General features: G+C 70.7%; 25 protein-coding genes. 9 read left to right on the top strand and 16 right to left on the bottom strand.

Features of this window, described 5'->3' with window-relative positions; genetic code table 11:
* Window positions 1-44: 44 nt before the first annotated feature.
* Window positions 45-1,307 (bottom strand): ATP-dependent Clp protease ATP-binding subunit ClpX, encoded by a 1,263-nt coding sequence (clpX, locus tag ABS78_RS19115; RefSeq protein ID WP_293383144.1) that lies wholly within the window; start codon window positions 1,305-1,307, stop codon window positions 45-47.
* Between the two features lie 222 nt (window positions 1,308-1,529).
* Between clpX and ABS78_RS19110 the strand changes: the two genes are divergently transcribed.
* Window positions 1,530-2,171 carry an HAD-IB family hydrolase gene (locus ABS78_RS19110; RefSeq protein ID WP_293383141.1) on the top strand — a complete coding sequence of 214 codons (642 nt, stop codon included), beginning with the start codon at window positions 1,530-1,532 and terminating at the stop codon, window positions 2,169-2,171.
* 150 nt (window positions 2,172-2,321) lie between these two features.
* Here the strand turns inward: ABS78_RS19110 and ABS78_RS19105 are convergent, their stop codons facing one another.
* The 4 genes from ABS78_RS19105 to ndk form a co-directional block, all read right to left on the bottom strand.
* Complete coding sequence (locus ABS78_RS19105) at window positions 2,322-2,939, bottom strand: ATP-dependent Clp protease proteolytic subunit (RefSeq protein WP_293383138.1); 618 nt, start codon at window positions 2,937-2,939, stop codon at window positions 2,322-2,324.
* Between the two features lie 140 nt (window positions 2,940-3,079).
* Entirely contained in the window at window positions 3,080-3,718 is a 639-nt protein-coding gene (locus ABS78_RS19100) for a DsbA family protein (RefSeq protein ID WP_293383135.1), read from the bottom strand.
* A gap of 88 nt (window positions 3,719-3,806) precedes the next feature.
* Complete coding sequence (locus ABS78_RS19095; protein ID WP_293383132.1) at window positions 3,807-4,172, bottom strand: DUF6481 family protein; 366 nt, start codon at window positions 4,170-4,172, stop codon at window positions 3,807-3,809.
* 71 nt (window positions 4,173-4,243) lie between these two features.
* Window positions 4,244-4,663 (bottom strand): nucleoside-diphosphate kinase, encoded by a 420-nt coding sequence (gene ndk, locus ABS78_RS19090; protein WP_293383129.1) that lies wholly within the window; start codon window positions 4,661-4,663, stop codon window positions 4,244-4,246.
* Window positions 4,664-4,818: 155 nt separating this feature from the next.
* On the opposite strand from ndk, the gene ABS78_RS19085 reads away from it, so the two are divergent.
* Window positions 4,819-6,696 (top strand): ABC-F family ATP-binding cassette domain-containing protein, encoded by a 1,878-nt coding sequence (locus tag ABS78_RS19085; protein ID WP_293383126.1) that lies wholly within the window; start codon window positions 4,819-4,821, stop codon window positions 6,694-6,696.
* On the opposite strand, the gene ABS78_RS19080 is transcribed toward ABS78_RS19085, so the two are convergent.
* The 3 genes from ABS78_RS19080 to ABS78_RS19070 form a co-directional block, all read right to left on the bottom strand.
* Window positions 6,689-6,973 (bottom strand): hypothetical protein, encoded by a 285-nt coding sequence (locus ABS78_RS19080; RefSeq protein WP_293383123.1) that lies wholly within the window; start codon window positions 6,971-6,973, stop codon window positions 6,689-6,691. The genes ABS78_RS19085 and ABS78_RS19080 overlap by 8 nt on opposite strands.
* Window positions 6,974-7,044: 71 nt before the next feature.
* A complete protein-coding gene (locus tag ABS78_RS19075; RefSeq protein WP_293383120.1) occupies window positions 7,045-7,362 on the bottom strand; it encodes a polyhydroxyalkanoic acid system family protein in 318 nt (105 codons plus the stop codon).
* A 43-nt stretch (window positions 7,363-7,405) separates the two neighbouring features.
* Window positions 7,406-7,945 (bottom strand): BON domain-containing protein, encoded by a 540-nt coding sequence (locus ABS78_RS19070; RefSeq protein WP_293383117.1) that lies wholly within the window; start codon window positions 7,943-7,945, stop codon window positions 7,406-7,408.
* Window positions 7,946-8,081: 136 nt separating this feature from the next.
* Between ABS78_RS19070 and ABS78_RS19065 the strand changes: the two genes are divergently transcribed.
* Together ABS78_RS19065 and ABS78_RS19060 are read left to right on the top strand one after the other, a co-directional pair.
* Complete coding sequence (locus tag ABS78_RS19065; protein WP_293383114.1) at window positions 8,082-9,113, top strand: lysylphosphatidylglycerol synthase domain-containing protein; 1,032 nt, start codon at window positions 8,082-8,084, stop codon at window positions 9,111-9,113.
* A 194-nt stretch (window positions 9,114-9,307) separates the two neighbouring features.
* Window positions 9,308-10,138: an HAD family hydrolase gene (locus ABS78_RS19060; RefSeq protein WP_293383112.1), complete on the top strand. Its 831-nt coding sequence runs from the start codon at window positions 9,308-9,310 to the stop codon at window positions 10,136-10,138.
* Between the two features lie 143 nt (window positions 10,139-10,281).
* Here ABS78_RS19060 and ABS78_RS19055 read toward each other — a convergent pair whose 3' ends face one another.
* The 3 genes from ABS78_RS19055 to ABS78_RS19045 are packed head-to-tail and all read right to left on the bottom strand — an operon-like array spanning window position 10,282 to window position 13,864.
* The gene (locus tag ABS78_RS19055; RefSeq protein WP_293383226.1) at window positions 10,282-11,706 is read right to left on the bottom strand and encodes an NAD(P)H-hydrate dehydratase; all 1,425 of its coding nucleotides are present in this window, start codon (window positions 11,704-11,706) and stop codon (window positions 10,282-10,284) included.
* Window positions 11,707-11,750: 44 nt separating this feature from the next.
* Window positions 11,751-12,320 (bottom strand): histidine phosphatase family protein, encoded by a 570-nt coding sequence (locus ABS78_RS19050; protein WP_293383109.1) that lies wholly within the window; start codon window positions 12,318-12,320, stop codon window positions 11,751-11,753.
* A gap of 5 nt (window positions 12,321-12,325) precedes the next feature.
* A complete protein-coding gene (locus ABS78_RS19045; protein ID WP_293383106.1) occupies window positions 12,326-13,864 on the bottom strand; it encodes an acetyl-CoA acetyltransferase in 1,539 nt (512 codons plus the stop codon).
* 297 nt (window positions 13,865-14,161) lie between these two features.
* On the opposite strand from ABS78_RS19045, the gene ABS78_RS19040 reads away from it, so the two are divergent.
* The 3 genes from ABS78_RS19040 to ABS78_RS19030 all read left to right on the top strand — a co-directional run bounded on the left by ABS78_RS19040 (window position 14,162) and on the right by ABS78_RS19030 (window position 18,255).
* A complete protein-coding gene (locus ABS78_RS19040) occupies window positions 14,162-14,500 on the top strand; it encodes a P-II family nitrogen regulator (protein WP_293383103.1) in 339 nt (112 codons plus the stop codon).
* Between the two features lie 37 nt (window positions 14,501-14,537).
* Entirely contained in the window at window positions 14,538-15,947 is a 1,410-nt protein-coding gene (gene glnA, locus ABS78_RS19035) for a type I glutamate--ammonia ligase (RefSeq protein ID WP_293383100.1), read from the top strand.
* A gap of 385 nt (window positions 15,948-16,332) precedes the next feature.
* The gene (locus ABS78_RS19030) at window positions 16,333-18,255 is read left to right on the top strand and encodes a peptidase M61 (protein WP_293383097.1); all 1,923 of its coding nucleotides are present in this window, start codon (window positions 16,333-16,335) and stop codon (window positions 18,253-18,255) included.
* 15 nt (window positions 18,256-18,270) lie between these two features.
* Here the strand turns inward: ABS78_RS19030 and ABS78_RS19025 are convergent, their stop codons facing one another.
* Genes ABS78_RS19025 through ABS78_RS19010 form a run of 4 tightly spaced genes read right to left on the bottom strand, consistent with a single transcriptional unit; the run spans window position 18,271 to window position 22,340 of the window.
* The gene (locus ABS78_RS19025; RefSeq protein WP_293383094.1) at window positions 18,271-20,172 is read right to left on the bottom strand and encodes a hypothetical protein; all 1,902 of its coding nucleotides are present in this window, start codon (window positions 20,170-20,172) and stop codon (window positions 18,271-18,273) included.
* Window positions 20,169-20,678 carry a hypothetical protein gene (locus ABS78_RS19020; protein WP_293383091.1) on the bottom strand — a complete coding sequence of 170 codons (510 nt, stop codon included), beginning with the start codon at window positions 20,676-20,678 and terminating at the stop codon, window positions 20,169-20,171. Before ABS78_RS19020 ends, ABS78_RS19025 begins: the two co-directional genes overlap by 4 nt.
* Window positions 20,660-21,427, bottom strand: a complete 768-nt coding sequence (locus ABS78_RS19015) for a hypothetical protein (protein ID WP_293383088.1) — start codon at window positions 21,425-21,427, stop codon at window positions 20,660-20,662. The genes ABS78_RS19020 and ABS78_RS19015 overlap by 19 nt, the downstream gene beginning before the upstream one ends.
* A 4-nt stretch (window positions 21,428-21,431) precedes the next feature.
* Window positions 21,432-22,340 carry an alpha/beta hydrolase gene (locus ABS78_RS19010; protein ID WP_293383085.1) on the bottom strand — a complete coding sequence of 303 codons (909 nt, stop codon included), beginning with the start codon at window positions 22,338-22,340 and terminating at the stop codon, window positions 21,432-21,434.
* A gap of 143 nt (window positions 22,341-22,483) precedes the next feature.
* On the opposite strand from ABS78_RS19010, the gene parE reads away from it, so the two are divergent.
* Window positions 22,484-24,532: a DNA topoisomerase IV subunit B gene (gene parE / locus ABS78_RS19005; RefSeq protein ID WP_293383082.1), complete on the top strand. Its 2,049-nt coding sequence runs from the start codon at window positions 22,484-22,486 to the stop codon at window positions 24,530-24,532.
* An 84-nt stretch (window positions 24,533-24,616) separates the two neighbouring features.
* Here parE and ABS78_RS19000 read toward each other — a convergent pair whose 3' ends face one another.
* Window positions 24,617-25,603, bottom strand: coding sequence for a PEPxxWA-CTERM sorting domain-containing protein (locus ABS78_RS19000; protein WP_293383080.1), 987 nt, complete (start codon window positions 25,601-25,603; stop codon window positions 24,617-24,619).
* Between the two features lie 228 nt (window positions 25,604-25,831).
* Between ABS78_RS19000 and ABS78_RS18995 the strand changes: the two genes are divergently transcribed.
* Window positions 25,832-26,623, top strand: a complete 792-nt coding sequence (locus ABS78_RS18995; protein WP_293383078.1) for a hypothetical protein — start codon at window positions 25,832-25,834, stop codon at window positions 26,621-26,623.
* Window positions 26,624-26,734 lie beyond the last annotated feature (111 nt).

The following is a 26,734-nucleotide window of genomic DNA, read 5'->3' as shown; positions in this document are numbered from 1 at the left end:
GGGCGGCGCCCCTGAGCGCGCCCCAGGGCGCGCTCAGAGCTGGCTCAGGCCGCGCCGCCCTTGTCCCGACGCTCGGCGTAGATGATCAGCGGCTGCGCCCGGCCCTCGATGACCTCGGCGTTCACCACCACCTCCTCGACGCCGTCGTAGGTGGGTAGCTCGTACATGGTCTCGAGCAGCACGCCTTCCAGGATCGATCGCAGGCCGCGCGCGCCGGTCTTGCGCTGGATGGCCTTGCGGGCCACCGCCATCAGCGCGTCATCGGTGAAGGTGAGGCCCACGTTCTCCATCTCGAAGAGGCGGGCGTACTGCTTCACGAACGCGTTCTTGGGCTCGGTGAGGATCTTCACCAGGGCCTTGTCGTCGAGGTCGTCCAGCGTCGCGATCACCGGCAGGCGGCCGATGAACTCGGGGATCAGGCCGAAGCGCAGCAGGTCGTCGGGCTCGACCTGGCGGAAGATCTCGCCCGTACGGCGCTCGTCGGGATCCGAAACCTTGGCGCCGAAGCCCACGCTGGTGCCCTGGCCGCGCGCCGAGATGATCTTCTCGAGGCCCGCGAAGGCGCCGCCGCAGATGAACAGGATGTTGGTGGTGTCGACCTGCAGGAACTCCTGCTGCGGATGCTTGCGCCCGCCCTGGGGCGGCACCGAGGCGACGGTGCCTTCCATGATCTTGAGCAGCGCCTGCTGGACGCCCTCGCCCGACACGTCGCGGGTGATGGAGGGGTTGTCCGACTTGCGGCTGATCTTGTCGACCTCGTCGATGTAGACGATGCCGCGCTGCGCCCGCTCGACATTGTAGTCGGCGGCCTGGAGCAGCTTCAGGATGATGTTCTCGACGTCCTCGCCGACGTAGCCGGCTTCGGTGAGCGTCGTGGCGTCGGCCACGGTGAACGGCACGTCGATGATTCGGGCCAGCGTCTGCGCCAGCAGGGTCTTGCCGGTGCCGGTGGGGCCGATCAGCAGGATGTTGGCCTTGCCCAGTTCGACGTCGTTGTTCTTCGTCGCGTGGTTCAGGCGCTTGTAGTGGTTGTGGACCGCGACCGAGAGGACCTTCTTGGCGTGGTCCTGTCCGATCACGTAATCGTCCAGGACTTCCCGGATCTCCTTCGGAGTCGGAACGCCGTCCTTGGACTTCACGAACGAGATCTTGTGCTCTTCGCGGATGATGTCCATGCACAGTTCGACGCATTCATCACAGATGAACACGGTCGGGCCCGCGATCAGCTTGCGGACTTCGTGCTGGCTCTTGCCGCAGAAAGAGCAATACAGGGTGCTCTTGGAATCTCCGCTGGCGGCCTTGGTCATGGTCTCATCTCACTCTGTCGGCGAAATCGTCCGGTCGTCTGGCCGGTCTCGCCCCGGGGCCTATGCGCCCTGACGTTGCAGGATACGCGCCGCGGGTTGTCCAAGTCTTGACATTCCCCGATCCGCGCCGGGATCACAAGCCTTCGCTCGCGGGAGCGACAATGTGCGGCGCGGCGTGCGGACCTTGTGCGTCACCGCTTACCAAATGGGAAACGGCCCGAAATGGCGCAAGATGGTGAGGCGACGGCCGGCTCGGGGGCAAGCTCGGGCCCGCCCATCGTCGCCTTCGACTTCGACGGCACGCTGACGGTCCGCGACAGCTACACCGCGTTCCTGAAATGGCGCACGCCGCCGGCGGCCTGGTGGATGGGCGGCGTGCGGCTGATTCCCGCCGGGCTGGCCTATCTGGTCCATCGCGACCGCGGCCGGATCAAGGCGGCGGCCACCCGGGTCTACCTCGGCGGCGTGTCGCGCGATCGGCTGGAGGCGGACGCCCGCCGCTTCGCCGAACTGCATTCGCGCAGCCTCCTGCGCCCGGACGCGGTGGGCGCCTGGAAGCGCTGGCGCAAGGAACGGGTGCGGCTGGTCATCGTCACCGCCTCGCCCGATCTGGTGGTGGCGCCCTTCGCCCGGGGCCTGGGCGCCGACGACCTCCTGGGCACCCCCCTCGCCTACGACGACCGCGGGCGGGTCACGGGCGCCTTCGCCGGACCCAACTGCCGCGGCGCCGAGAAGGTGGTCCGCCTCCGGGCGGCCTACGGGGCGACGCGCATCCGCGCCGCCTACGGCGACACGTCGGGCGACACCGAGATGCTGGCCGCCGCCGAGGAGCCCTACTTCCGGGTGTTCAAGGGAAGGCCGTAAGCTTCCGACACCGCGCAGCGGCAATTTCCAATTTCAAGGAACCACGGAAAACACAGAAGAACACAGAAGGCGAAGCTGAGATTCTGTGTTCTTCTGTGTTTTCCGTGGTTTGCAATGACGGAGCCTCCGCTTGCGCGGAGGCTCGAAGGTTCAGTCCTCGCCGTCGCGCTTTTCCCACACGTGGTCGACGAGCCCCCAGTCCTTGGCCTCGTGGGCGGTCATGAAGTGGTCGCGGTCCAGGGTCTCTTCGACCACCTCCACCGGCTGGCCGGTGTGCTTGGCGTAGATCTCGTTCAGCCGGCGCTTGGTCTTCAGGATGTCCTCGGCGTGGCGCTGGATGTCGGTGGCCTTGCCCGAGTAGCCGCCCGACGGCTGGTGCACCATGATCCGGCTGTTGGGCAGCGCGATCCGCTGGCCCTTCTCGCCCGCCATCAGAAGGAACGAACCCATCGAGGCCGCCATGCCGAGGCAGAGCGTGATCACCGGGCTCTTGATGTACTGCATGGTGTCGTAGATCGCGAGGCCGGACGTCACCACTCCCCCGGGGGAGTTGATGTACATCTGGATCTCCTTCTTGGGGTTCTCGGCCTCCAGGTGAAGGAGCTGGGCGCAGATCAGGCTGGCCATGCCGTCCTCGACCGGGCCGGCCAGGAAGATGATCCGGTCCTTCAGGAGGCGGGAGAAGATGTCGTAGGCGCGCTCGCCCCGGCTCGTCTGCTCGACGACCATCGGCACGAGGCCAAGGGCGGTGGTCACGGGATCGCGCATCGGAAGTCCTTCTTGAGATCTCGGGGCGGGCCGATCTGCGCCCGCGCTCGTCTTCGATATCGCGTGCCCTGCGGGGATGCGCAAGGCGGCTCGGCGCTGCGGCCCCGCCCCCGCCCCCCTTCCGGGGACCGGCAGGCCGGTCAGGCGGCCATGCCCGCGATCCAGTCGCGCAGCACCGCCAGCACCTGCTCGGGGGGCGAATAGCCGCGGGTGACGACGCCGAAGACGCCCTGGTCGTTCGGCCCGCCCACCAGGGTCGGAAAGCCCTTCACCCCGGCGCGCTGCGAGATGGCGTAGTCGCGCCAGGTCTCCTGTCGGCTCGCCTCCGCCCCCCAGTCGGCCAGGAAGGCGTCCCGGTCCAGGCCGAACTCGACCGCCAGGTCGGCCAGGGTGTCGCCCGCCGTGACGTCGCGCCCCTCGGCGTAGAAGGCCCGCTGGACGGCCCCCAGGTAGCGGAGGGCGATCTCGTCGCCCTGGCGGCGCGCCACCACCACGGCGCGGGCGGCGGGGTCGGTGTCGTAGACGAAGCCGGGACGCTCCAGCGCCGCAGGGGTGAAGGGCAGGCCCGTGGCCTCGTGCACATGGACCCAGTGGCCGACGATGCTCTGCCGGGCCTCGTCCGTCATCGGGGTTTCGGTTCCGGGGCGCAGGCCGCCCATGACGACCCGGATGGGCAGCGCGCGGCCATAATCCTGTCGGATCCGGTCGACGACCGGCGAAAACCCGTAGCACCACGAGCACATCGGGTCCGAAAAGTAGATGAGATGCGGTTCCGTCATGGCGGCCTCCCGACGAGCGGCCAGCATCGCAGGCCCGGGCGGATCGGTCACGCCCGGACTTGTCCGACGAACACCGTGGACGCCGGCGTCAACCGGTGCGGCGCATCTGGGCCTTGAGTTCGCGCTTGGCGCGGGCGGCTTCCTTCTCGGCGGCCTTGCGGGCCTTGCGCTCTTCGCGCTTGAGCTGAAGCATCAACTCTTCGTCGTTCTCGATAGCCAGGCGGCGCTCTTCCTCGGCCTTCTCCTTGGCGAGGCGGGCGGCTTCCTTCTCGGCGACGCGCCGGGCGCGCACTTCTTCGAGCTCCCGGGCCTTCTTCTGGGCGGTGGTCTCGAAGGCGCCTTCGGCGGCCGGGACGGCGGGCTTGGGCTTGAACTTGGCGAGGAGGGCTTTCCGAGCCTCGGCCTGGGCGGCGAGGCGGTCGGAGAAGCCAGGCAGGACCTTGGATTCTCTCATGTTCTCGTTTGCTGCTGGAAAAACTGTGGGCCGCTCGACAGGCGCCGGCGGCCCGGCTCAAGCCGCTCGGTTCAGCCGACGATGTCCGCGTCGGTGAAGAACTGGGCGATCTCGATCTTGGCGTTCTCGAGGCTGTCCGAACCGTGGACGGAATTCTCGCCCACGCTCTCGGCGTACAGCTTGCGGATGGTGCCGTCGGCCGCCTGGGCCGGGTTGGTGGCGCCCATCACTTCGCGGTAGCGGGCGACGGCGTTGTCGCCTTCCAGGACCTGCACCACGACGGGGGCCGAGGTCATGAACTCCACCAGTTCGCCATAGAAGGGGCGCTCGGCGTGGACTTCGTAGAACTTCTTCGCCTGGGCCTCGGTCATCTGGATGCGGCGCTGGGCCACGATGCGCAGGCCGGCGTCCTCGATCACCGCATTGACCTTGCCGGTCAGGTTGCGCCGCGTGGCGTCCGGCTTGATGATCGAGAAGGTGCGTTCGGTCATGGGCTCCGCTGGGGCTCTTATGGATATGGGGAGTGGCGCGAAGGGCACGGCCCGTCACGCGTCGGCGCGGTCTATATCGTCATCGCGCGCGCCAACGCAACCCGCAGCGATGACGCACCGCACAACGTCTGCTAGACGCGCGCCGACGGTTTCACATGCTTCAGATCAAAGATCTTGTCCTCGACGCCTGGGGACGCCGCTTCTTCGACCAGGCCACGGTCACGCTGCCCAAGGACGCCAAGGTCGGCCTCGTGGGCCGCAACGGCGTGGGCAAGTCCACCCTGTTCAAGGTCATCCTGGGCCAGCTCACGCCGGGCTCGGGCGAGGTCGGCGTGCCGCGGCAGGCGCGCATCGGCTCGGTTGACCAGGAACATCCCGCCACGCCGGTCAGCCTGCTCGACACCGTGCTGGAGGCCGACGTCGAGCGTCACACCCTCCTGGAGCGCCTGGAGACCGCGCCGCCCGAGGAGATGGGCGACATCTACGCCCGCCTGATCGAGATCGACGCCGACCGCGCCCCCTCGCGCGCCGCCGAGATCCTGGCCGGGCTGGGCTTCAGCCAGGCCGACCTCGCCCGGCCGATGGCGGAATTCTCGGGCGGATGGCGGATGCGCGTGGCCCTGGCCGCCAGCCTGTTCGCCGAGCCCGACCTGCTGCTCCTCGACGAGCCCACCAACTATCTCGACCTGGAAGGCGCCCTCTGGCTGGAGGCGCGGCTCAAGAAGTACCCGCACAACGCCATCGTCATCAGCCACGACCGCGAGCTGCTGAACAATTCGGTGGACCACATCCTCCACCTCAAGGACGGCAAGCTGAACCTGTACGCCGGCGGCTACGACAGCTTCGAGCTCCAGCTCACCGAGAAGCTCCGTCTCCAGGAGGCGACGCGGGTGAAGATCGAGGCCCAGCGGGCGCATCTCCAGTCGTTCGTGGACCGCTTCCGCGCCAAGGCGTCCAAGGCGACCCAGGCCCAGTCGCGCCTGAAGATGATCGCCCGGCTGCCGCCCGTGGCCGCGGTGATCGAGGACCGGGTCGTCCCCTTCGTGCTGCCCTCGCCCGACCGGCCGCTGGCCCCGCCGCTGCTGCGGCTGGAGGACGCCGCGGTGGGATACGGCGGCGCCCCGATCCTGAAGAAGCTGAACCTGCGGCTCGACATCGACGACCGCATCGGTCTCCTGGGCGTCAACGGCGCGGGCAAGTCGACGTTCGCCAAGCTGGTGGCCGGCGCGCTGACCACCGAGGCCGGTAAGCTCCACCGCAGCGCGCGCCTCAAGGTAGGCTGGTTCCACCAGCACCAGATCGAGGCGATGGATCCCGACGACACGCCGCTGGAGATCATCCGCCGGGTCATGCCCGAGGCCAGCGAGGCGTCCCGCCGCTCGCGCCTGGCCCAGTACGGCATCGGCTTCGAGAAGTGCGACACCACCGTCGCCAACCTCTCCGGCGGCGAGCGGGCGCGGCTGCTCCTGAACCTGGTGGCGATGGAGGCCCCTCACCTCCTGATCCTCGACGAGCCGACCAACCACCTCGACATCGACTCGCGCCGCGCCCTGCTGGGCGCGCTGAACGACTACGAGGGCGCGGTGATCCTGATCACCCACGACCGTTCGCTGATGGAACTGGTGGCCGACCGCCTGTGGCTCGCCGCCGACGGGGGCATCCAGCCCTTCGACGGCGACATGGAGGACTATGCCGCCTACGTGCTGGACCGCGCCCGCGCCGCGGCGCGGGCGCCGACACAGGTCAAGGCCGAACCTGTGGCGCCGGTCGCGCCGCCGCCACCGCCGCCCAAGGCCCGGGTCCCGACCGGAACCGCCCGGCGCCGCGCCGAAGCGGCCGAGGCCGCGCTGGGCAAGGCGACCGAGATGGTGGCCATCATCGACCGGGCGCTGAGCGACCCCGCCACCTTCACGAGCGACCCCGCCAGGGCCACCGAACTCGGCCGCCGTCGCGAGGCGGCCCAGAAGGCCCTGGAGGCGGCCGAACTCGAGTGGGTCGAGGCGCAGGAAGCCTATGAGGCGCTCCTCAGGTGATGTGCTTGGGGCTGATCGGGTCCGAACCGGGGAAAGTCTCCTCGATCGCCTCGTCCAGCAGCGCTTCCTGACGATCCTCGGCCGACGCTTCGCGCTCGGCCATGTGATCCACCTTCTCGCCTTCGCCCAGCTTCCTGGCGGGCCGGGACGCCGGGGTCTCGATGTGGCGGTGTTCGCCGATCGCCTTGTCGGGGTCGCTGGCCATGTCGGCGGTCGCGCCGCTGGAACCGTGGGTGAACGCGCGCTTGGCCTGCTCTTCGGTCTGTTTGCGGGGCATGGTCGGCTCCTCCTGTCTGTCGCCGGAGAAGAACGCCCGGAGCGGTTCCGGGTTGCCTTGGCCGTAGTGCGTCAGGAGCGCTTGGGTCCCTCCAGCAGGACACGTCCCTCGGCCTGGACCTTGCCGCGGATCTTGTCCGCCAGGAGGCCGAGCAGACCGGGCAGCCGGATCTCCAGCCGCACCTCGTCGTCGGCCACCGTCACGGCGCCGGAAACCTCCTGCCCCACCGCCGTCGCCTGGAAATTCAGGACGTCGCCCGCCCAGGCGCTCTCCAGCCGCCCGATGGCGCCGACCTGGCGGGTGAGACCGCCCAGCCCCTCCTCGATGCGCCGGCGCGCCTCGGCGCGGCCGAGCTGGTGCGGGATGTTGACCACGACGGGTTTGCTCATGCGTTCGGACCCCGGAAGGCGTCGCCGCGACGATGCCGCGGGCTCAGAAGAACGTCCACCGGCCGCGCTCGCGGACCCGCAGGTTGTTCTGCACGTTCCGCACGCCGTCGATGTCGGCCACATCCTCGATCCGGCGTTTGTCGGCCTTGTGGCGGACCGTCCCGTCGAGGATCACCTCGCCGTCGATCACCTCGACCTCCACGTCGCGCAGGTCCAGTCGGCGCTCGGCGTCCAGCCGTTCGGTGACCACGGCCCAAAGCACCCGGTCCGAAGGGCCGTCACGCCGGCTGCGGCGGCGCTCGACGTCGGCCTCCCGGACGTCGCGAGGCCCGGGATGGCGCGGCTCCCCATAGCGCGGCTCCAAATAACGCCGCTCCGGGGGTCGACCCGCGTACGGCGCGTCGTCATGGACGCGGTAGCCCGAACGCGTGCGGGGATCGTACCCGTACCGCTCGGAATAGTCGGCCTGGCCATAGTCGTCGCGGCGCGATGCGCGACCGTACCGGGGATCGTCCCGGTCCCGCAGCCGGCGCAGCCCTTCGGCCTCCGGATCGGGCCGGTATTCCCACACGTCTTCCCGCATGGCCGTCTCCTTCCTATGTTCGCCCGCCCCGCAATGGGGACGCGAAACAAACCGGCGCCTTGCGCATCGGTTCCACCCGGGAACCAATGACGGGCGCCACGCACAGGCGCGATTCCCCGGACCCGGCAGGACCTTGTTGACCCAAGACCCCCAAATCCGGCCGGGCGAAGCGCCCGACGATCTCGCGGAAGAACTGGCCGCCGCCCTGCCCGAGACCCAGGGCTCCCGCTTCTTCCCCATGCTGCGCCGGCTGGCCTGGCACCTGCTGGCCTTCCTGCTGCTGGCGGCGGCCGCCTACATCCTGTGGCGGGAGTTCCACGAGATCCGGCCGTCGGACGTAACCGCCGCCATCCGCGCCTGGGGCTGGGACTCCACGATCCTGGCCATCCTCTTCTCGGCCCTGAGCTTCGCCCTCATGGGCCTGGTGGAATGGATGGGCATGCGCTGGGTGGGCTCCAAGGTCCCGGCCGGCCAGGCCTTCGCCGGCGGCTTTATCGCGTGTGCGCTGTCGCACAGCCTGGGGGCCAACCTGCTGGTCTCGGGCGCCGTGCGGGCGCGCTTCTACGCCAAGCACAACGTGCCGCTGCGCCAGGTGGCGGCGATCACGCTGTTCAACAGCTTCACCTTCACCGTCGGGCTGTCGTTCCTTGCAGGCTTCAGCCTGATCCTCGCCGGCCGCAACGACATCGCCACCGTGTCGCGGATCGCCACGCCGGTCGCCGACTCCCTGGGCGCGCTGCTCCTGCTGGGGGTGGCGTCCTACCTCGTGCTCTGCGGCGTGCTGCACCGGCCGATCCGCGCCTTCGGCCACACCGTGCGGCTGCCGTCGCTGAAGATGGCGTTCACCCAGCTCGGGATCGGGACGGTGGACAACGCCATGGCCGCGGCGATCATCTGGGTGCTGCTGCCGGACGGCGCGGTCAGCTACTTCACCTTCGTCGGCGCCTATGCGCCCTCGGTCGCCATCGGCCTGATCTCGCACGTGCCGGGCGGCGTGGGCGTCTTCGAGGGCACGCTGTCCACCCTTCTGCGGGGCATAAGTCCGGCCGGCCTGGCCGCGGCCTTCCTGGGCTACCGCCTGTTCTTCTTCCTGATCCCGCTGCTGATCGCGGGCCTCGCGCTGGCCGCCGATACGGTGCGGGAGCGGACCCGCAAAAAGGTGGGCTGACACGCGCGCACGCCTGCATCCGCCGTCCCGCCCGGCCCGTATCTCTCATGTCCGAGCATCTCCAACACCAACGGACAGTTACGCGGCGACGGTCCTGTTCCCCGACATCCGTCGCCGTCAGCCCCGGCCCCCGCCTCCCGTCGCGGGGCCGGGGCGACCCTTTCCGCCCTCTCCCGCAAGCGCTACTGCTAGGCATGAGCCGTCCCCTCGCCGTCTTCGCCTACGACTTCGACGGCACCCTGGCGCCCGGCAACATGCAGGAACACGCCTTCATCCCCGACGAGCTGGGGATGGATCACGCCGAGTTCTGGCGCGAGACCACGCGCCTCGCCCGCGAGCAGCGCGGCGACGGCATCCTGGCCTACATGCACCTGATGCTGACCAAGGCCCGCGAGAAGGGCCTGGAGCTGAGCCTGGAGAGCTGGCGGCGCCGCGGCGCCGGCCTGCGCCTGTTCCCCGGCGTCGAGGACTGGTTCGCCCGCCAGAACGCGCGCGCCGACGCCCTGGGCCTCGACCTGCGCCATTTCATCATCTCGTCCGGCAACCGGGAGCTGATCGAGGGCTCGCCCATCGCCGGGTGGTTCGACCGGATCTACGCCTCGGGGTTCATGTTCGACGGCGACGGCGACGCCATCGGGATCGCGCTGGCGATCAACTACACCGGCAAGACCCAGTACCTGTTCCGCATCAACAAGTGGACGCTGGACGAGTGGGACACCGACGGCGTCAACGAAGTCCAGGCCGAGCAGCGCCGACCCGTCCCCTTCGGCCGCATCGCCTTCTTCGGCGACGGGCTCACCGACATCCCCGTGATGCGGGTGATGACCGACCACGGCGGGCATCCGGTGGCCGTCTACGACCCCGCCCGCCCGATCACCGAGGCCGCCGCCGCCAAGCTGCTGCGCGACGGCCGCGCGCGCCTGGCCGCCCCCGGCGACTACCGCGAGGGCGCGGCGCTCGACCGGCTGGCCGTGGAGATCCTCGAGGAAATGGCCCGGGGCGTCAGCGGCGAGCTGTTCCCGTAGGGACCTGGTGCGCGCCGCAGGCGCGATGAAAACCACAGAAAACGCGGAAGGGGCCGCGCCTGCTGCAAGTCCGCGTCCTTCCGCGTTTTTCCGTGGTTGAATCTTTCTTGCGCTGACGCGCGTTCAGGGTTGAACGGCAGGCCTCACCGCTCGTCGTACAGTCGGCGCAGCACCCCGGGGGCCAGGCCCGGCAGGTCCTCCGAGATCAGCCCGGGCCCGTGCGACTCGGCGGCTTCGGCGTGGATCCAGGCGGCCGCGCAGGCGGCCTCGAAGCTCTCCATGCCCTGGCTCACCAGCCCGCCGATGAAGCCGGCCAGCACGTCGCCCGAACCGGCGGTCGCCAGCCACGGCGAGCCGTTGACGTTCACCGCCGCGCGGCCGTCGGGCGCGGCCACCACCGTGTCGGCCCCCTTGAGCAGCACCACCGCCCCAGCCTTCTCGGCCGCCCGCCGGGCCGCCGTCAGCCGCTCGGGCGCGGCCTTGAGCACGCCGGGAAACAGGCGGTCGAACTCGCCCGGGTGCGGCGTCAGCACGTCGTCGCGGTCCAGCACCGAGAACAGCTCCTCGGGATCGTCGCGGAAGACGGTGATGGCGTCGGCGTCGATCACCAGCGCCGCCCCCGTCCGCGCCAGGGCCAGCACGTTCAGCAGGGTGGTCTCGCCGACCCCCGCCGCCGGCCCGATGATCGCCGCGTCCGCCTGGTCGGCCGCCTGCTCCAGCTCCAGGTCGGTCTCGAACGGCCGCAGCATCACCGCCTCCAGGTGCGCCGCGTTGGGCGCCAGCGCCTCGGGATTGGCGTACAGGGTGACCACGCCCGCCCCGATCCTCAGGCCCGCCCGGGCCGACAGCCGCGCGGCGCCCGTGCTCCAGGCGTCGCCGCTCACGACGATCAGGCGGCCCCGCGAATGCTTGTGCGAGGCCGAGCGCGGCCAGGGAAAGCGCGGCAGCCACAGCTCGGGGCCGTTCTCCACCGTGGACGACGGGGTCGGCCCGAGTCCGATGTCGGCCACAACCACCTCGCCGCAGAGGTCGCGGCCGGGCTCCAGCACATGGGCCGGCTTGCGCGCATGGAACGTCACGGTCAGCCCCGCGCAGAACGCCGGCCCGGCCGGCTGGCCCGTATCGCCCGGCACGCCGCTGGGCGTATCGATGGCCACGACGCGCTCGGGGGCCCCCGCCACGGCCGCCGCCGCCTGGGCCGCGACGCCGTCCAGCGGCCGCGCCAGGCCCGCGCCGAACAGCGCGTCGACCACGAGGCCCTCGCCCACGTTCTCGGCGAGGCGTCCGTCCAGCGGCGCGACCGGCCCGTCCCAGCGTCCGGCCATCGCCGCCGCGTCGGCGGTCGCCGGCTCGCCCAGCGCCCGGACCTCCACCGGCCACCCCTGGCGCTTCAGCAGCCGGGCCACGACGTAGCCGTCACCGCCGTTGTTACCCGGCCCGCACAGGACGACGACCGGCTGAACCTCGAACCGCTGCGCGATGGCGTCCGCCACCGCCGCGCCGGCCCGCTCCATCAACTCGACCCCGGGCGTCCCCGCGGCGATGGCCGCGCGGTCGGCCGCCGCCATCTCGGCGACGGTCAGGATCGGCCGGCCTTCGGGAAGGCGACCCGTCAAAGCACGTTGGTCGCCGCTTCGGCGCCCGTCTCCACCAGCCGGACCGTGGTCCCGTCGGTCTCCAGGACGGTGATCGAGCAGTGGTCGGGCCGGAAGGCCAGCACCTGGTCCACCCCCATCAGCCGGGAGACGGCGGCGTTGATCGCCACATAGTGCGAGAAGACGGCCGTGTTCCCCCGCGCCGCCAGCGAGGTCACGATGTCGCCGCGCCAGGCGTCGTAGTCCATGTCGCCCTCGATCGCCTGCCAGGTCCCCTGGAAGGCGCTGCGCAGCCACCCGGGGCGCGCCTCGGCCGACAGCGCCGCCGGCGTCGGGATCTCGCCGACCACCGGATCCACCTCCACGGCCACGCCCAGCGCCTCGGCGGTGGGAACCGCCGTCTCGCGGCAGCGGCGCAGGGGCGAGCTGACCACCAGCCGGGGCCGCGCGTCCGTCGGCCGCGACAGCAGCCAGTCCCGCGCCGCCTCGGCCTGGCCGCGGCCCACATCGTCCAGGCCCGGGTCGTCGTCGTGGCCACCCCAGGTGGAAGAGGGCCGGCCGTGCCGGATCAGGTAGAGGCGCGCCATGAGGATCAGTCCGGAATGAAGAGGTTGCGGCCCTCCTTCTGGCCCACAGTTCCCGTCCGGCCAACCTGTTCCTGCGCCTCCATCCCCATCAGCGTCGCCGGATCGGAGGGGGTGTGCGCGGCGAAGCGGCGGCCGCTTGCGTCGCGCCCCACTACGATGCCCAGGAACGGCCCCTCGCGCTTGTGGACCACCGTATAGGTCTCGACCACGGCCCGGCCCTCGGGCGCCTCGATCACCTCGGGATGCGGCATGGCGTCGATCTCGCGCTGGATCACGGCCGGGTCCTGGCGCTCGAAGGGGCGGCTGGGCGGCGTGGTGGAATAGATCCCCGTCGACTGCTTGGTCAGATACCAGCCGTTGGCGGTGACCAGGCCGTAGGTCCCCGGCTTCGCCCGCAGCAGCCCCATCATCGTGGCCACCGAATGCATGGGATAGTTGTTTCCCGGGCCGCCCATGTAGGGCAGGCCGCCGGTCACGGTGAACCCCCGCGGATCGTCCAGCGACAGGCCCAGCTCCTCGGCCCCCACCTCCACCGCCACCGGGAAGCAGGAGTAGAGATCGATGTGGTCGATGCGGTCGAGGCCCACGCCGGCCATCTCCAGCGCGCGCCGGCCCGTCAGGCGCATGGCGGGGCTCGAATGGAAGTCCCGGCGCTCCAGCACGTGCCACAGGTCGTTCGCGTCGGCGCAGCCGTGGAGATGGACCCAGCGGTCCTCGGGCACGCCCAGTTCGCGCGCGGCCTTCACGCTGGCCAGGATCACCGCCGCCGACTGGTCCACCTCCATGATCGCGTTCAGCAGCTTGGGATACGGGAAGCCGATCATGCGGTTCTTCTCGGTGACCGTGACCAGGTCCTCGGGCGTGCGGCGGATCGGGAACCACGCCTCCGGGTTCCCGGCCGCCACCTCGGTGAACCGCGAGAACAACCGTCCGAGCCGCGCCTGATGGTCGGCGATCGAGCGGCCGTCCCGGGCCCGCAGCGCGTTCTCGAACAGGGGATAGACGTTGATCGGCCGGTTGAGGCCGTAGCGCGCCTCGTAGGGCGAATTGCCGGGCCGCGGGTCCCCGATCCGGGCCGGCGGGTCCGGGCTCTCGTCCTCCACCGCGGCCCAGTCGTCGAACGGCAGGCCCTTGCCCAGGCGCTTCATGGTCGAGCCCAGGAACTCGCAGCCCACGGCCAGGGCCACCTCGGTCTCGCCGCGCGCGATGCGTTCGGCCAGGACGTTGATCATGTACTGGGGCGTGTTGCCGCCCATCTCGGAATAGACCGCCCAGCGGGGCGCCGCGCCCAGCATGGCCGAGAGCTGCGCCGGCGGGTTGCTGGAATGGGGGATCGTCCCCTGCTTCGAGCCGGCGGCGTCGATGCTGTAGCCCGCCACCGCCACGGCGTCGGCGCGCGACAGGGCCTCGGCGCCCAGACCGGCGTCAATCGCCGCCCGTTCCGCCGCAATCTTCAGCAGCGTGGTCGGCGACGGCGAAACGGCCGGATCGCCGCGATACGTGAATTGGCCCGCCCCGATGAGCACAGGGGTCCGTTCATCCATCGTCCAGTCGCCTCCCAAACGCCTTTGGCCGCGATCAGGGCCGGTGAACCCGCCGCGGCGGGTCGTTTTCCGACATGATCGATTTTTGATCTATCGACGCCTAATTTTCAGGCGCCTGTTCAGTTTCCCAGCCGGCCGCAGCGGCAGGCAACCAAACCCCGCTTGTGGCCGCGGCCCGGCGCGTGCTGGTTCGCCGCCGACCGCCGGGCGCGTCCCCGTTGGACGAAGGCCGGCCCCGAGGACGAAGACCCAAGTACGAAGACCCAAGTACGAAGACGCGAGTGTGAAGACGGGCGCATGAAAAAGATCGAAGCCATCATCAAGCCGTTCAAGCTCGACGAGGTGAAGGAGGCCCTGCAGGACCTGGGCGTCCAGGGCATGACGGTGATCGAGGCCAAGGGCTACGGTCGCCAGAAGGGCCAGACCGAACTCTACCGCGGCGCCGAGTACGTCGTGGACTTCCTGCCCAAGATCAAGATCGAGGTCGTCGTCGCCGACGATCAGGTCGATCGGGCGCTCGAAGCCATCGCCACAGCCGCCCGCACGGGCCGCATCGGCGACGGCAAGATCTTCGTTTCCGACGTCCTGGACGTCGTGCGCATCCGCACCGGCGAGACCGGCTCGGTCGCCGTCTGATCACCGAACTGTCGATTTCAAGAAGGGGATAACCGCCATGGCTTCCGCCAAAGACATCCTGGACCAGATCAAGGAAAAGGACGTCAAATACGTCGACGTCCGTTTCACCGACGTGCGCGGCAAGATGCAGCACGTGACCTTCGACATCGATCTGGTCGACGAGGAATTCCTCACCGACGGCACCATGTTCGACGGCTCGTCCATCGCCGGCTGGAAGGCGATCAACGAGTCCGACATGAAGCTGCGTCCCGACCTGGACTCGGCGATCATCGACCCGTTCTACCAGCAGACCACGCTGGCGCTGTTCTGCGACATCGTGAACCCCGACACCAACACGCCCTACAATCGCGACCCGCGCTCGATCGCCAAGTCGGCGCTGACCTATGTCAAGTCGGCGGGCATCGGCGACACGGTGTTCTTCGGTCCCGAGGCCGAGTTCTTCGTGTTCGACGACGTGCGTTGGGACACCGCCCCGCACAACACCTTCTACGCCTACGACTCCACCGAACTGCCGGTCAGCTCGGGCAAGGCGTACCCGGAAGGCAACATGGGCCATCGTCCGGGCCCCAAGGGCGGCTACTTCCCCGTGAACCCGGTCGACTCCGGCCAGGACCTGCGCGGCGAGATGCTGGCGGTCATGGGCGAGCTGGGCATGAAGCCCGAGAAGCACCACCACGAGGTGGCGCCGGCGCAGCACGAGCTGGGCCTGAAGTTCGACACCATGATCACCATGGCCGACCGCCTTCAGCTCTATAAGTACGTGATCCACAACGTGGCCCACGCCTACGGCAAGACGGCGACCTTCATGGCCAAGCCGATGTTCGCCGACAACGGCTCGGGCATGCACGTCCACCAGTCGATCTGGGCCAACGGCAAGCCGCTGTTCGCGGGCGACAAGTACGCCGGCCTGTCCGACCTCTGCCTGTGGTACATCGGCGGCATCATCAAGCACGCCAAGGCGATCAACGCGTTCTCGAACTCCACGACGAACTCGTACAAGCGCCTGGTGCCCGGCTACGAAGCCCCGGTGAAGCTGGCCTACTCGGCCCGCAACCGCTCGGCCTCGATCCGCATCCCGCACGTGGACAGCCCCAAGGGCAAGCGGATCGAAGCCCGCTTCCCCGACCCGATGGGCAACCCCTACCTGACCTTCACGGCGCTGCTCATGGCGGGCCTCGACGGCATCGAGAACAAGATCGATCCCGGCGCCCCGGCGGACAAGAATCTCTACGACCTGCCGCCGCGCGAGCAGAAGAAGATCCCGGAAGTCTGCGGCTCGCTGCGCGAGGCCCTCGAGAGCCTCGACAAGGACCGCGCCTTCCTCAAGAAGGGCGGCGTCATGGACGACGACTTCATCGACAGCTACATCGAGCTGAAGATGGAAGAGGTCATGCGCCTCCAACTCCACCCCCATCCGGTGGAATTCGACATGTACTTCAAGTGCTAGTCGCGCTTTCCTGAAGCGATCCGAAGGGCCGCGGAGCCATCCGCGGCCCTTTTCGCGCCGGCGTCTTTGGAACCACGAAAGACACGAAAAGCGCGGCCGACTCCCGAGCCTCGGCGCGAGCCGAGGCTCCGACATGGGAACCGCGGAAAACGCGGAAGGACGCAGAAATCGCAGCTTCGCCTTCCGCGCTTATCCGCGTCTTCCGCGGTTCCTTGAATTTGGAAGGCGCCGCTTCGCGGCCGATCAGCACGCCCCCTTCGTGTCCTTTCGTGTCTTTCGTGGTTCCATAACAAGCGTTACCGCTCCGCGACGCCCCGGGGTTGTGACGTCGGCGTGGGACGGCCTAGTGTCGCCCGATCATGCCACAGCATCGGGTTCGCCTGACTTGAAGTTCTCCCTGCTCGCCGCCGCCGCGGCGCTCGTCCTCGGCGCGCCAGCTTTCGCCCAGCCTTCCCCCGGACCTCAGCCCACGCCCCTGCCCGCGCCGATCCCGGCGCCGCGCGACATCCCCTATCCGGGCGTGATCAAGCTGGAGGTGGACGCCACGGACACGGTCCGCCGCATCGTGCGGGTGAAGCAGGTGATCCCCATCGCCGAGCCCGGCCGCGTCACCCTGCTCTACCCCGCCTGGCTGCCGGGGAACCATGCGCCGCGCGGCCCGATCGAGAAGGTGGCCGGGCTCAGCGTCAAGGCGGACGGACGCCCCGTCGCCTGGAGGCGCGACACCGTCGATGTCTACGCTTTCCACGTCGATCCGCCGGCCGGCGCGCGCCAGCTGGAGGTGGAGTTCCAGTTCCTGTCGCCCACCGCCCCGAACCAGGGCCGGGTGGTGGTGACGCCCGAGATGATGAATCTCCAGTGGAACGCCCTCGCCCTCTATCCGGCCGGCTGGTTCACGCGGCGCATCGCGTTCGAGACCACCCTGAAGCTGCCGCCGGGCTGGAGCTACGCGGCGGCGCTCGACGCCGCGCAGGCTCAGGAAAACCTGATCCGCTTCCAGCCCGTCGACTTCGAGACGCTGGTGGATTCGCCGCTCTTCGCCGGCCGCTACGCCCGCCTCTACGATCTCGACCCGGGTGGGAAGATCCCCGTGCGCCTGCACGTTGTCGCAGACCGGCCCGAGGAGCTGGCCGCCACCCCCGCCATCGTCGAGATCCACCGCAATCTCGTGCGCCAGGCCGACCGGCTGTTCGGCTCGCGGCCGTTCGACCGCTACGAGTTCCTGCTGGCGATCACCGACCGCCTGGGCTCCATCGGCCTGGAGCACCACCGGTCCAGCGAGAACCAGGTGGAGCCGGGCTACTTCATCGACTGGAACAGCGCCCAGGCCGACCGCAACCTGCTGCCGCACGAGTACGCGCACGCCTGGGTCGGCAAGTATCGTCGCCCGGCCGACCTCTGGACGCCCGACTTCAACGTGCCCATGCGCGGTCAGCTCCTGTGGGTCTACGAGGGGCAGGACCAGTACTGGGGCTATGTCCTGGGCGGCCGCTCGGGCTTCCTCTCGGTCGCCCAGAGCCTTGAGGCGCTGGCCTCGACCGCGGCCGTCTACGAGACCCGCGCGGGCCGTCGCTGGCGGGCGGTGGAGGACACCACCCAGGACCCCGTGATCAACGATCGCCGCCCCCAGCCCTGGCTGAGCTGGCAGCGCAGCGAGGACTACTACTCCGAGGGCCAGCTCGTCTGGCTCGACGCCGACACCCTGATCCGCGAGCGCTCGCGCGGCCGTCGCTCGCTGGACGACTTCGCCCGCGCCTTCTTCGGCGGCAAGGACGGCGACCGCACGCCCCGGGCCTTCACCTTCGACGACGTGGTCGCCGCCCTGAACGCGGTCGAGCCCTACGACTGGGCCGGGTTCCTCAAGGCCCGGCTCCAGGACGTGGCCCCCCGTCCTCCGCTGGACGGCCTGACCCGCGGCGGCTGGAAACTGGTCTACGCCGAGGCGCCCACCGACTACTTCCGCAGCGTGGAAACCTTCTACAAGCGGACCGACCTGTCGTACTCGCTCGGCCTCGTGGTCGGCCGCGAGGGCGAGGTGACCGGCGTGCTCTGGGACAGCCCCGCCTTCGACGCCGGCCTCACGGTCTCGACCCGAATCCTCGCGGTCGACGGGTTCGCCTACACCCCCGACCGGCTGAAGGCCGCGGTCACGGCCGGCAAGGCCGGCGCGCCGATCCGGCTCACCGTGCGCAACGGCGAACACTTCGGCGAGGTGTCGATCGACTACCGCGGCGGCCTCCGCTACCCGCGGCTCGAGCGCACCCCCGGAACCCCCGACCTGCTGACGGCGATCTACAGCCCCAAGTAGGCCGCCCGCCCGCCTTCAGTCGTAGTAGTAGGGCGAGCGCTTCGCCCAGGTCGACTTCGGGTAGCGGGCATGGAGGAGCTGGAACGCCCGCTTGCCCGACTGCGCATGGCTGCCGCCCCACCGGCCGGCCCGGTTGATCCAGTAGAGCGCCTCGGGAACCTGGGGATGCGTGGGGTTGGCCCGGGCGAAGGCCAGCATCTCGTCCCACACCGACACGCCGCCCGCCGGCATCGGCGGCGGCGGCTCGGCCCAGCCCGCGGCCTCCCGGCGGACGAAGCGGCTCCGCTCGTCCAGCGCCTGCCGCTGCCCGTCCACGACGAAGTCCGGCAGCCGGAGCGGCGTGGCGGCGACCCCGCACTCCCCGAGGCACGTCAGGTCGGTGACCGAATCGGGGTCGTCGGCCTCCACCCCGCTGCCGTCCGCCTGATAGAGGGCCAGCGGCGGCGGCGCGGGCATCACCGGCCGGCTCACCAGCACCCACGGGATCCAGTAGTACTGGAACTGCGCCACCGTCCCTTCCGGCCGCGTGTAGTCCACTAGGTCGGTGCGGACGCCCGGAACCTTGGCCAGGACGAAGAACTCGGCGAACCGCTTCGCCGGCCCCACGGGCGTCTCGCGGATGCGCCGCCATTCCGGCGCCAGTTGCGGCAGCAGCTTCGCAAGATCGGCCGCCAGCCCGTCGACCGCGGCATGGTCCTGGAGCAGCACGGCGCGCGCATAGCTGGTGATCGCCAGGTCCAGCCTGAGCTGGCCGGGGACGGCGGGATGCCGCGAGAGGGCGATGCGCTGGGCCAGCGGCATGCGGTCGATGATCGCCCGGGCGTCCTCGCCGAAGCCCACGGTCCCCGTCTCGCCCACGCCGTCGTACACCCCGCTGTCCGCCACGTGGGCCGGCAGCCACACCTCGCGCTTGCAGCCGTTGTCCGGCGAGGCCACGCCGTCCACATAGGCCGCCACCGGGCAGATCCGGCGCCGCAGCGCGAAGCGGGCGAAGTCGCCCAGGTCGGCGGCCACCTGCGCCCGCTGGGCGGCGAACAGGTTGCGATCGCTGGTCGACAGGTCGCGGCGGGCCAGGATGGCGTCCAGGCGCGCACGGCTCGTCGCCGGCGGATCGGTCGCGAGGGTCAGCCGGCCCAGGTGATACTGGACGGTGAGCCAGGCCGGGTCCCCGCCATCCACCGCACGCGCCGCGACGACCAGGGCGGCGGCGGTCCCGTCGCCGGGCTCGCCCAGGGCCAGGGCCGCGACCAGCCACGCGGACGAGCCGCCGGCCCGCCAGCGCCGCACCGCATGCGCCTGCGACGCCAGCCGCGCCTCGCGCCGAAGCCGGGCCATCGCCTGGGGCTCCCAGTTCGCCGCCTGGCCCGCCGCCGCGTCCGCCTCGGGCCGCAGGGTCGCGATCCAGTCCAGCGGCTCGGGCGGCGGCTGGCCTAGCCGCGCGAGGCTGACGGCGTCGCGGAACACCACCGCCAGATCGGCCGGCGCGGCCGGCGCGGCGAGTTCGCCGGAAAGCTCGGCCATGAGGTCGCGCGGGCGGTCGCGGAAGTCCAGGCTGCGCAGCATCGGCCGCACCTCGTCGCGGCCGAAGGTCCCGGCCGGCCGGCGCGACAGGTCGGCGATGGCCACCCGCGCCAGGGTGAAACGCTCGGGCGACGGCTCGGCCAGCGCCGCGCGGCGCAGCGCGCGCGCCTTCAGGTAGGGCCCCATCCCGCGCCAGGGCGACCCGTCGTCCAGCGAGATCGCGCCGAAGCCCGCCGCCGCCTCGGTCGTCCGCCCGGCGTAGAGGGCGTGGGCGGCCGCCTGATAGGCGCGGTCGGCCTTCAGCCAGGCCGGCGCGCCCGCGGGAAGCGGCGGCAGGGCGACCTCTTCCTGGCAGGTGGCGAACACCGCGTCCTGGGCGTCCAGCCACGCGATCACCAGGGCGAGGCGCCCCCATGCGCGGCCACCCGCGCCTTCAAGGTCTGGGCGGCGTTGCGGAAGGCGTCGTCGAAGCACTGGGCCGACCACATGTAGTAGGGCTGCTCCCGCCCCGTCGGCGTATAGGCCTTGCGCGGCGCGTCCTTGACCAGCCGGCGCGCGGCGAGCCACTGGCTGGAGCCGGTCTCGCCCCCGGGGTCGTCGTAGACGTTCTTCAGCGGGCCGTCGCAGCAGGGGACCGAGAGCGCCGCCCCCGCCGCCGGCCCCACGGCCTGACCATGCAGCAGCCGCCAGGCCATGTAGAGCTGGGGACGCGGCGCACGCGCCATCACCACCCCGACACGCCCGCGATACAGGGCGTCGAGGTCCGCAGGCTCGCCCCCGAAGCGGTCGACGTACCAGGGCACGCCGCCGGCCACGCCCGAGGCGCCCGCGGCGCCCCCGACGGCGGCCAGCAGGCCCGCGACCGCTAGCCCGAGCCCAAACCTCACCGCACGGCCCGCCATGCCCGAACCCTCTCCTCGATCGCCGCGAAATCGGCCGCCGACCAGCTTCGCGGATTGAACAGATAGACCCGCCGCCCCGCCGGCGCACCCGGCAGCGGGGCGTCGGTCGAGATCGCCAGGGCGTCGCGGCATCGCGCGTTCCGGAAGTCGCCCCCGGCGCCCAGCTTCTCGCGGATCGGGACGCCGCCGCGCCCCATCCTGAACAGCATCGGCGCGATCTCGTCCACCGGGGCCTCGGCCAGCCATCCCTCGGTCTCGCACCACGAGGCCAGGGCGGTCATCGAGAGCACGACGCCCGGCTTCAGGCCATCCCGGACCCGGCGCAGGACGCCCAGGAGGATCGGACGCTGCGAGGCCCTCACCTCGAAATCGACCTGGAGCCGACGCGCCCACGCCGCGCCCCCCAGGTCCAGGATGGCGGCGGCCACCTCGGCCTCGCGGGCCTCCGACCATTCGAACGGCCGGCGGGGGTCGATCTCCACGTGGACGACGGCGGTCGTCACCTGGCCCGCCTGCGCCCGCAACGGGTGAAGCCGACCCCGTATGACCGTGCGCGGCCCCGAGATCTCGATGAACCCGGTCAGCGCCGCGATCTCGACCCCCGGGGGCAGGAACCGCAGGTCCTCGGGCCGCTCCCACGCCCAGACCACCAGCGTCGACGCCCTCGTCGACGCGGCCCGCGGCGCGCACCCGACAGTCAGCGCGAGCCCGAGGCTGGCGAGCACGCCGACGACGCCACGACGCCTCACCGCCTCAGCCGAGCCGCGCGTCCATCCAGGCCCCGGCGTCGGCGACCGCCCGCCGGGCCGCCTGGAGCACCGGTCCCCAGGCGTGGAAGACGTGGATCATCTCGGGCCACACCTCCAGGCGCACGGCCACCCGCGCGTGGGCCAGCACGTCGGCCAGGGTGACGCTGTCGCTCAGCAGCGCCTCCTCCGACCCCACCTGGATCAGGACGGGAGACACCCCCTCGAAGTCGCCGAACACCGGCGAGGCCAGCGGATCGCGGGGGTCCAGCCCGCCCAGGTACGCGCGGGCGTTCTCGTCCAGGCGCGGCTTGTTGATGGTGGGATCGGTGGCCGTCTTGCTGGCGTAACTGGCGCCCGACTGGGTCAGGTCGGCCCAGGGGCTCATGACGAACCAGCCCGCGGGCTGGGGCAGCCCGTCCCGCTTCAGCGCCAGGGCCAGGGCCATCGCCAGGCCGCCGCCGGCGGAGTCCCCCGCCACCACCAGCCGCTCCGGCTCGGCGCCGCCGTCCAGCAGGGCCCGATAGGCCGCCAGCGCGTCGTCGACCGCCGCCGGAAACCGGTGCTCGGGTCCGAGGCGATAGTCCACCGCCACCGCCACGGTCCGCGCCGCCTCGGCCAGCCGCGCCACGAGCGGCCGGTGGCTGCGCGGACTGCCCATCGTATAGGCCCCGCCGTGGAGGTAGAGCATCGTGCGCCCCGGCGCCGCGCCCTGCGGGACCACCCGCTCGCCGCGGACGCCCCCCAGCGTCACGGGCTCATGATAGCAGCCGACGGGCAGCGCGCCCTTCTCGCCCAGGGCGTCCATCGCCGCCCGGCGCTCGGGGAACCCGGGCGTCGGCGCGCCGGGCTCGGGCTGGCGCGCCGCCAGGATCGCCCGAACCCCCGCAATCTCGGGATCTTTCCAGTTCGCCACGCCACCCTCCCTGCAGCCCGGCGAACATGGTGCGGCAGAATCAGGGTCTGCACACCACGCGCCCGCGGCTTCGCCGCACATTGCGCCGCGCACGCCCTGCGCCCATAGGGAGGGACTGGTCGAATCGCCGCAATGTTCTCGTGATGTCCAACGCTTCCCCACGTCCCGTCCAAGACCTCTTCGACGACGCGCTGAATCCCGCGCCCGCCGCGCCGCTGGCCGAGAGCCATGAGCCGCGCGCGGACATCCCTCCGGCGAAGGGCGGCTATTCGGCCAAGGACATCGAGGTCCTGGAAGGGCTGGAGCCGGTCCGCAAGCGGCCGGGCATGTACATCGGCGGCACCGACGAGCGCGCCCTGCACCATCTCTTCGCCGAGGTGCTGGACAACGCGATGGACGAGGCGGTCGCCGGCCACGCCAAGGCCATCACCGTCTCGCTGGGCGCGGACGGGGCGCTCACCGTCACCGACGACGGCCGCGGCATCCCGGTCGATCCGCACCCCAAGCATCCCGGCAAGTCCGCGCTGGAGGTCATCATGACCGTCCTGCACTCGGGCGGTAAGTTCTCGGGCAAGGCCTACGAGACCTCGGGCGGCCTGCACGGCGTGGGCGTGTCAGTGGTGAACGCCCTCTCCGAACGGGTCGAGGTCACCGTCTGGAAGGACGGCTTCGAGTGGCGGCAGGCCTTCACGCGCGGCAAGCCGCTCGGCGGCATCGAGAAGCTGGGCCCCACGCGCAAGAAGGGCACCCAGATCAGCTTTACGCCCGATCCGGTCATCTTCGGCGAGGGGGCGTCCTTCCGCCCTGCCCGCCTGTACCGGATGGCGCGGTCCAAGGCCTACCTGTTCGGCGGCGTCGAGATCCGCTGGAAATGCGACCCGTCCCGCATCCAGGACCAGACCCCGGCCGAGGCGGTCTTCCGCTTTCCCAACGGCCTGGCCGACTTCCTGGGCGAACGCATCCAGGGGCTGGAGACCGTCACCCCCGAGGCCTTCAGCGGCCGCTACGAACGTCCCGGCGAGGCGGGCAAGGTGGAATGGGCGGTCGCCTGGACCCCCGCCGGCTTCGGCGAAGCCGACAGCTTCATGCAGTCGTACTGCAACACCGTGCCGACCCCCGAGGGCGGCACGCACGAGAGCGGCCTGCGGGCGGCCCTGACCCGCGGCCTGAAGCAGTACGCCGAACTGGTGGGCGAAAAGCGCGGCGGCATCATCACCGCCGACGACGTCGTGGCCCAGGCGGGAGCCCTGGTCAGCGTCTTCATCCGCGACCCCGAGTTCCAGGGCCAGACCAAGGAGAAGCTGTCCTCGACCGAGGCTCAGCGGCTGGTCGAGAAGGCGTTGGCCGATCCTTTCGACCACTGGCTGACCGCCCAGCCCAAGGCCGCCAGCGCCCTGCTCCAGTTCGTGGTCGAGCGCGCCGAGGAGCGCCTGAAGCGCCGCAAGGACAAGGAGGTGGCCCGCGCCTCGGCCACCCGCAAGCTGCGCCTGCCCGGCAAGCTCGCCGACTGCGCGGGATCGTCCACCGAGGGCACCGAGCTTTTCCTGGTCGAGGGCGACTCGGCCGGCGGCTCGGCCAAGCAGGCGCGCGACCGCAGGACCCAGGCGATCCTGCCCCTGCGCGGCAAGATCCTGAACGTCGCCTCGGCCTCGACCGACAAGTTCGGCGGCAACAAGGAACTGTCCGACCTGCTGCTCGCCCTGGGCGCCCAGGCGGGTTCGAAGTTCCGCGAGGAAGACCTCCGCTACGACCGCATCGTCATCATGACCGACGCCGACGTGGACGGGGCGCACATCGCCAGCCTGCTGATCACCTTCTTCTGGCGCACCATGCCCGACCTGATCCGCTCGGGGCGGCTCTACCTGGCGCTGCCGCCGCTCTACCGGCTGAGTCACGGCGGCAAGGCGGTCTACGCCCGCGACAACGAGCACCGCGACCAGCTCCTGGCGTCCGACTTCAAGGGCAAGAAGCCCGAGATCAGCCGCTTCAAGGGCCTGGGCGAGATGATGCCCGGCCAGCTCAAGGAAACCACGATGGACCCGAAGACCCGCACGCTCGCGCGGGTCACCCTGCCCCGGGCCGAAGAGCAGGTCGAGGACCTGGTCGAGCGCCTGATGGGCCGCAAGCCCGAGGCGCGCTTCCAGTTCATCCAGGAAAACGCCGAGTTCGCCGCCGCCGACCTGGACGTCTGAAGCGGCGCAGGCCCCCGACCGCGACCCGGCGCCCCATCTTCACTCTCGAGGGAAACCCGGCGGCTCTCGCCGCCGGGCCGCAAATCAGGCCGCCATCGCCCGCCGGCGCGAGCGAAGCACCGTTCCCGCCGCGCCGAAGCCCAGGATCAGCATGGCCCAGGTGGACGGCTCGGGGATCGCGCCCGTCGGCGGCTGGGTCGGCGCCTCGAACCCGCTCACCACCAGCAGGCGATTGCCGCCGCCGAAGGTGGAGAAGATGAAATCGCCGGTGACCGGATCGATCACCGCCCCCTCGGCGCCGCTCAGGCCCGACAGGAACGTCCGGCGCGTGCCCAGGACGGGATTGCCGTTGGCGTCGATGTCCCAGACGCCCACCTGGCCGGTGCTGTATTCCGAGACCATCAGGCTGTCGGCGCCGAAGCCCAGGTTGGAACCCGAGACATAGACCAGGCCCTCCGGGCCGCCGCCGATGAACACCGAGCTGTTCACGGCGAGGTCGAAGAAGCCGCTCCCGTCCGGCGTCAGGGAGACGTCGTAGAAGATGCCGGCGTTGTAGCTGGCCAGCTTCAGCCCGCCGGCGCCGTCGAACCCGTCGGGCACGAATTGCAGCGTCCCGACCGACGAGGCGATCCCCAGCGACGACAGCGCGATGACCTTGCCGGGCGAATCCGCGCCGGGCGCGATCTGGACGAGGGTGTTGGTGGGGTAGCCGGTCGAGAACAGCACGCCGTCCGGGCCGAACGCCAGGCCGCCGTCGATGTAGGGCGCGCTCGCGAACAGCGTCGCGGCCCCCAGGCCGGTGATGTGGCCGTCGACGTCGCGCGTCACGTCCATCGAATAGATGGCGCCGGCTGCGCCGTTCGCCGCGCCGCCCAGCAGCAGGGTGTTGTTGTTGAGGAAAGTGACCCCGCCATAGTTCGCGGGGACGCCGGGCGCCGCGCCCAGATCGTTGCAGGTGTAGTCGGCGGCGAAGGCCGCATCGATCGTCACGCCGACGCAAGCCGCCTGAGCCGCGGATCCCGCCGTCGAAACCAGAACCATGACGGCGCACGCCGCCACGAGCTGCTTCATTCTACCCATCGTAGAAAAGCCCCCTCGAGTATATGCGTGTCGAGAGCATCCTTAACAAAAGCCTTCCTTGGAGGACAACCCGGCTCGCGCCGGACGCGAGCGCAATTCAACTGTCAAACGAGACAACCGCGAACCGACGCCATCTCCAGGACAAGCGAAGCGGGAAGTCGCGGTGACGCCGCCCGCCTACGTCCGCTTCTGACGTAGCGGGGTGGTTGGATGTCCCTCATGTCCGAGGGACCCGACATCGACACGGTTTCGCTAGCCACGCTGGACCGGCTGGCCGCGCTGGACCTCTCCGCCGCGGAGAAGGCCCACGGCGCGCTGATGGCCGCCGAGGATCCCAAGGACATCCCCGAACTCTCCAGGGCCTACCGCGGCCTCGCCCGCTCCCTCCGCCAGACCCTGGCGCTGAAGGACCGCCTGAGACGCCAGCGCGCCGAGCGGGCCTCATCCCGTCCCGATCCCGACCGCCTGGCCAGAGCCGGCCGCTTCGACATCCTGGCCGAGGCCGTCCGCGAGGCCGCCGAGGACGCCGGCTGCGATCCCGCCGAGCGCGAAGACCTCGCCGAACGCTTTCACGCCGAAGCCTGGGACTGGACCGAACGACCCGACTTCCTCACCGAGGACCTGGACGCCCTCATCCACCGCGCCCGCACCCTCATGGACCTCGACGACGAGGACGAGGGGAACGATCCCGAGGACGGCGACCTCATCGAGGGCAAAGCCCGAGAGGTCTTCCGCCCTGTGCCCGAACAATCACCTCGTCATCGCCGGGCCTGTCCCGGCGACCCAGAGGCGCAGGCCCCAGACGCTCAGGTCCCGGACGGGTTCGCCGCGGCGCCGGAAGCCGTCTCCGAACCGGCGCCGCCTCCAGAGCCGTCGCCCGAACCCCCATCCGGCCACCGCTGGGACATCCCCACCCACGACCCGCCGGCCCCGGTCTCACCGCCCAGCCCCGACCCCTTCGCGAACTGGCCCAGGCGCATCACCCCAGACCACCCCTTCAACTCGAGCTGAAGCCCCTCCCCCTTGCGGGGAGGGGTTGGGGTGGGGGTGTCAATTCAGCGCCTGCCCATGCCGCCCCTAACGCCGAAACCGCCCGTCCCAACTCACCCGGCCAAACCTCGC

Origin of the sequence: Phenylobacterium sp. SCN 70-31 (assembly GCF_001724605.1) — a bacterium.
Classification (GTDB): Bacteria; Pseudomonadota; Alphaproteobacteria; order Caulobacterales; family Caulobacteraceae; genus Phenylobacterium.
Note: the sequence above shows the minus strand (reverse complement) of the source record. Positions and strands in the feature narration are given on the sequence as shown.

Bases quoted from the DNA above. Each gene is read 5' to 3' on its own strand.
- clpX (WP_293383144.1), bottom strand. From the start codon at position 1,307: ATGACCAAGGCCGCCAGCGGAGATTCCAAGAGCACCCTGTATTGCTCT.
- ABS78_RS19110 (WP_293383141.1), top strand. From the start codon at position 1,530: ATGGCGCAAGATGGTGAGGCGACGGCCGGCTCGGGGGCAAGCTCGGGC.
- ABS78_RS19105 (WP_293383138.1), bottom strand. From the start codon at position 2,939: ATGCGCGATCCCGTGACCACCGCCCTTGGCCTCGTGCCGATGGTCGTC.
- ABS78_RS19100 (WP_293383135.1), bottom strand. From the start codon at position 3,718: ATGACGGAACCGCATCTCATCTACTTTTCGGACCCGATGTGCTCGTGG.
- ABS78_RS19095 (WP_293383132.1), bottom strand. From the start codon at position 4,172: ATGAGAGAATCCAAGGTCCTGCCTGGCTTCTCCGACCGCCTCGCCGCC.
- ndk (WP_293383129.1), bottom strand. From the start codon at position 4,663: ATGACCGAACGCACCTTCTCGATCATCAAGCCGGACGCCACGCGGCGC.
- ABS78_RS19085 (WP_293383126.1), top strand. From the start codon at position 4,819: ATGCTTCAGATCAAAGATCTTGTCCTCGACGCCTGGGGACGCCGCTTC.
- ABS78_RS19080 (WP_293383123.1), bottom strand. From the start codon at position 6,973: ATGCCCCGCAAACAGACCGAAGAGCAGGCCAAGCGCGCGTTCACCCAC.
- ABS78_RS19075 (WP_293383120.1), bottom strand. From the start codon at position 7,362: ATGAGCAAACCCGTCGTGGTCAACATCCCGCACCAGCTCGGCCGCGCC.
- ABS78_RS19070 (WP_293383117.1), bottom strand. From the start codon at position 7,945: ATGCGGGAAGACGTGTGGGAATACCGGCCCGATCCGGAGGCCGAAGGG.
- ABS78_RS19060 (WP_293383112.1), top strand. From the start codon at position 9,308: ATGAGCCGTCCCCTCGCCGTCTTCGCCTACGACTTCGACGGCACCCTG.
- ABS78_RS19055 (WP_293383226.1), bottom strand. From the start codon at position 11,706: ATGGCGGCGGCCGACCGCGCGGCCATCGCCGCGGGGACGCCCGGGGTC.
- ABS78_RS19050 (WP_293383109.1), bottom strand. From the start codon at position 12,320: ATGGCGCGCCTCTACCTGATCCGGCACGGCCGGCCCTCTTCCACCTGG.
- ABS78_RS19045 (WP_293383106.1), bottom strand. From the start codon at position 13,864: ATGGATGAACGGACCCCTGTGCTCATCGGGGCGGGCCAATTCACGTAT.
- ABS78_RS19040 (WP_293383103.1), top strand. From the start codon at position 14,162: ATGAAAAAGATCGAAGCCATCATCAAGCCGTTCAAGCTCGACGAGGTG.
- glnA (WP_293383100.1), top strand. From the start codon at position 14,538: ATGGCTTCCGCCAAAGACATCCTGGACCAGATCAAGGAAAAGGACGTC.
- ABS78_RS19020 (WP_293383091.1), bottom strand. From the start codon at position 20,678: ATGGCGGGCCGTGCGGTGAGGTTTGGGCTCGGGCTAGCGGTCGCGGGC.
- parE (WP_293383082.1), top strand. From the start codon at position 22,484: ATGTCCAACGCTTCCCCACGTCCCGTCCAAGACCTCTTCGACGACGCG.
- ABS78_RS19000 (WP_293383080.1), bottom strand. From the start codon at position 25,603: ATGAAGCAGCTCGTGGCGGCGTGCGCCGTCATGGTTCTGGTTTCGACG.
- ABS78_RS18995 (WP_293383078.1), top strand. From the start codon at position 25,832: ATGTCCGAGGGACCCGACATCGACACGGTTTCGCTAGCCACGCTGGAC.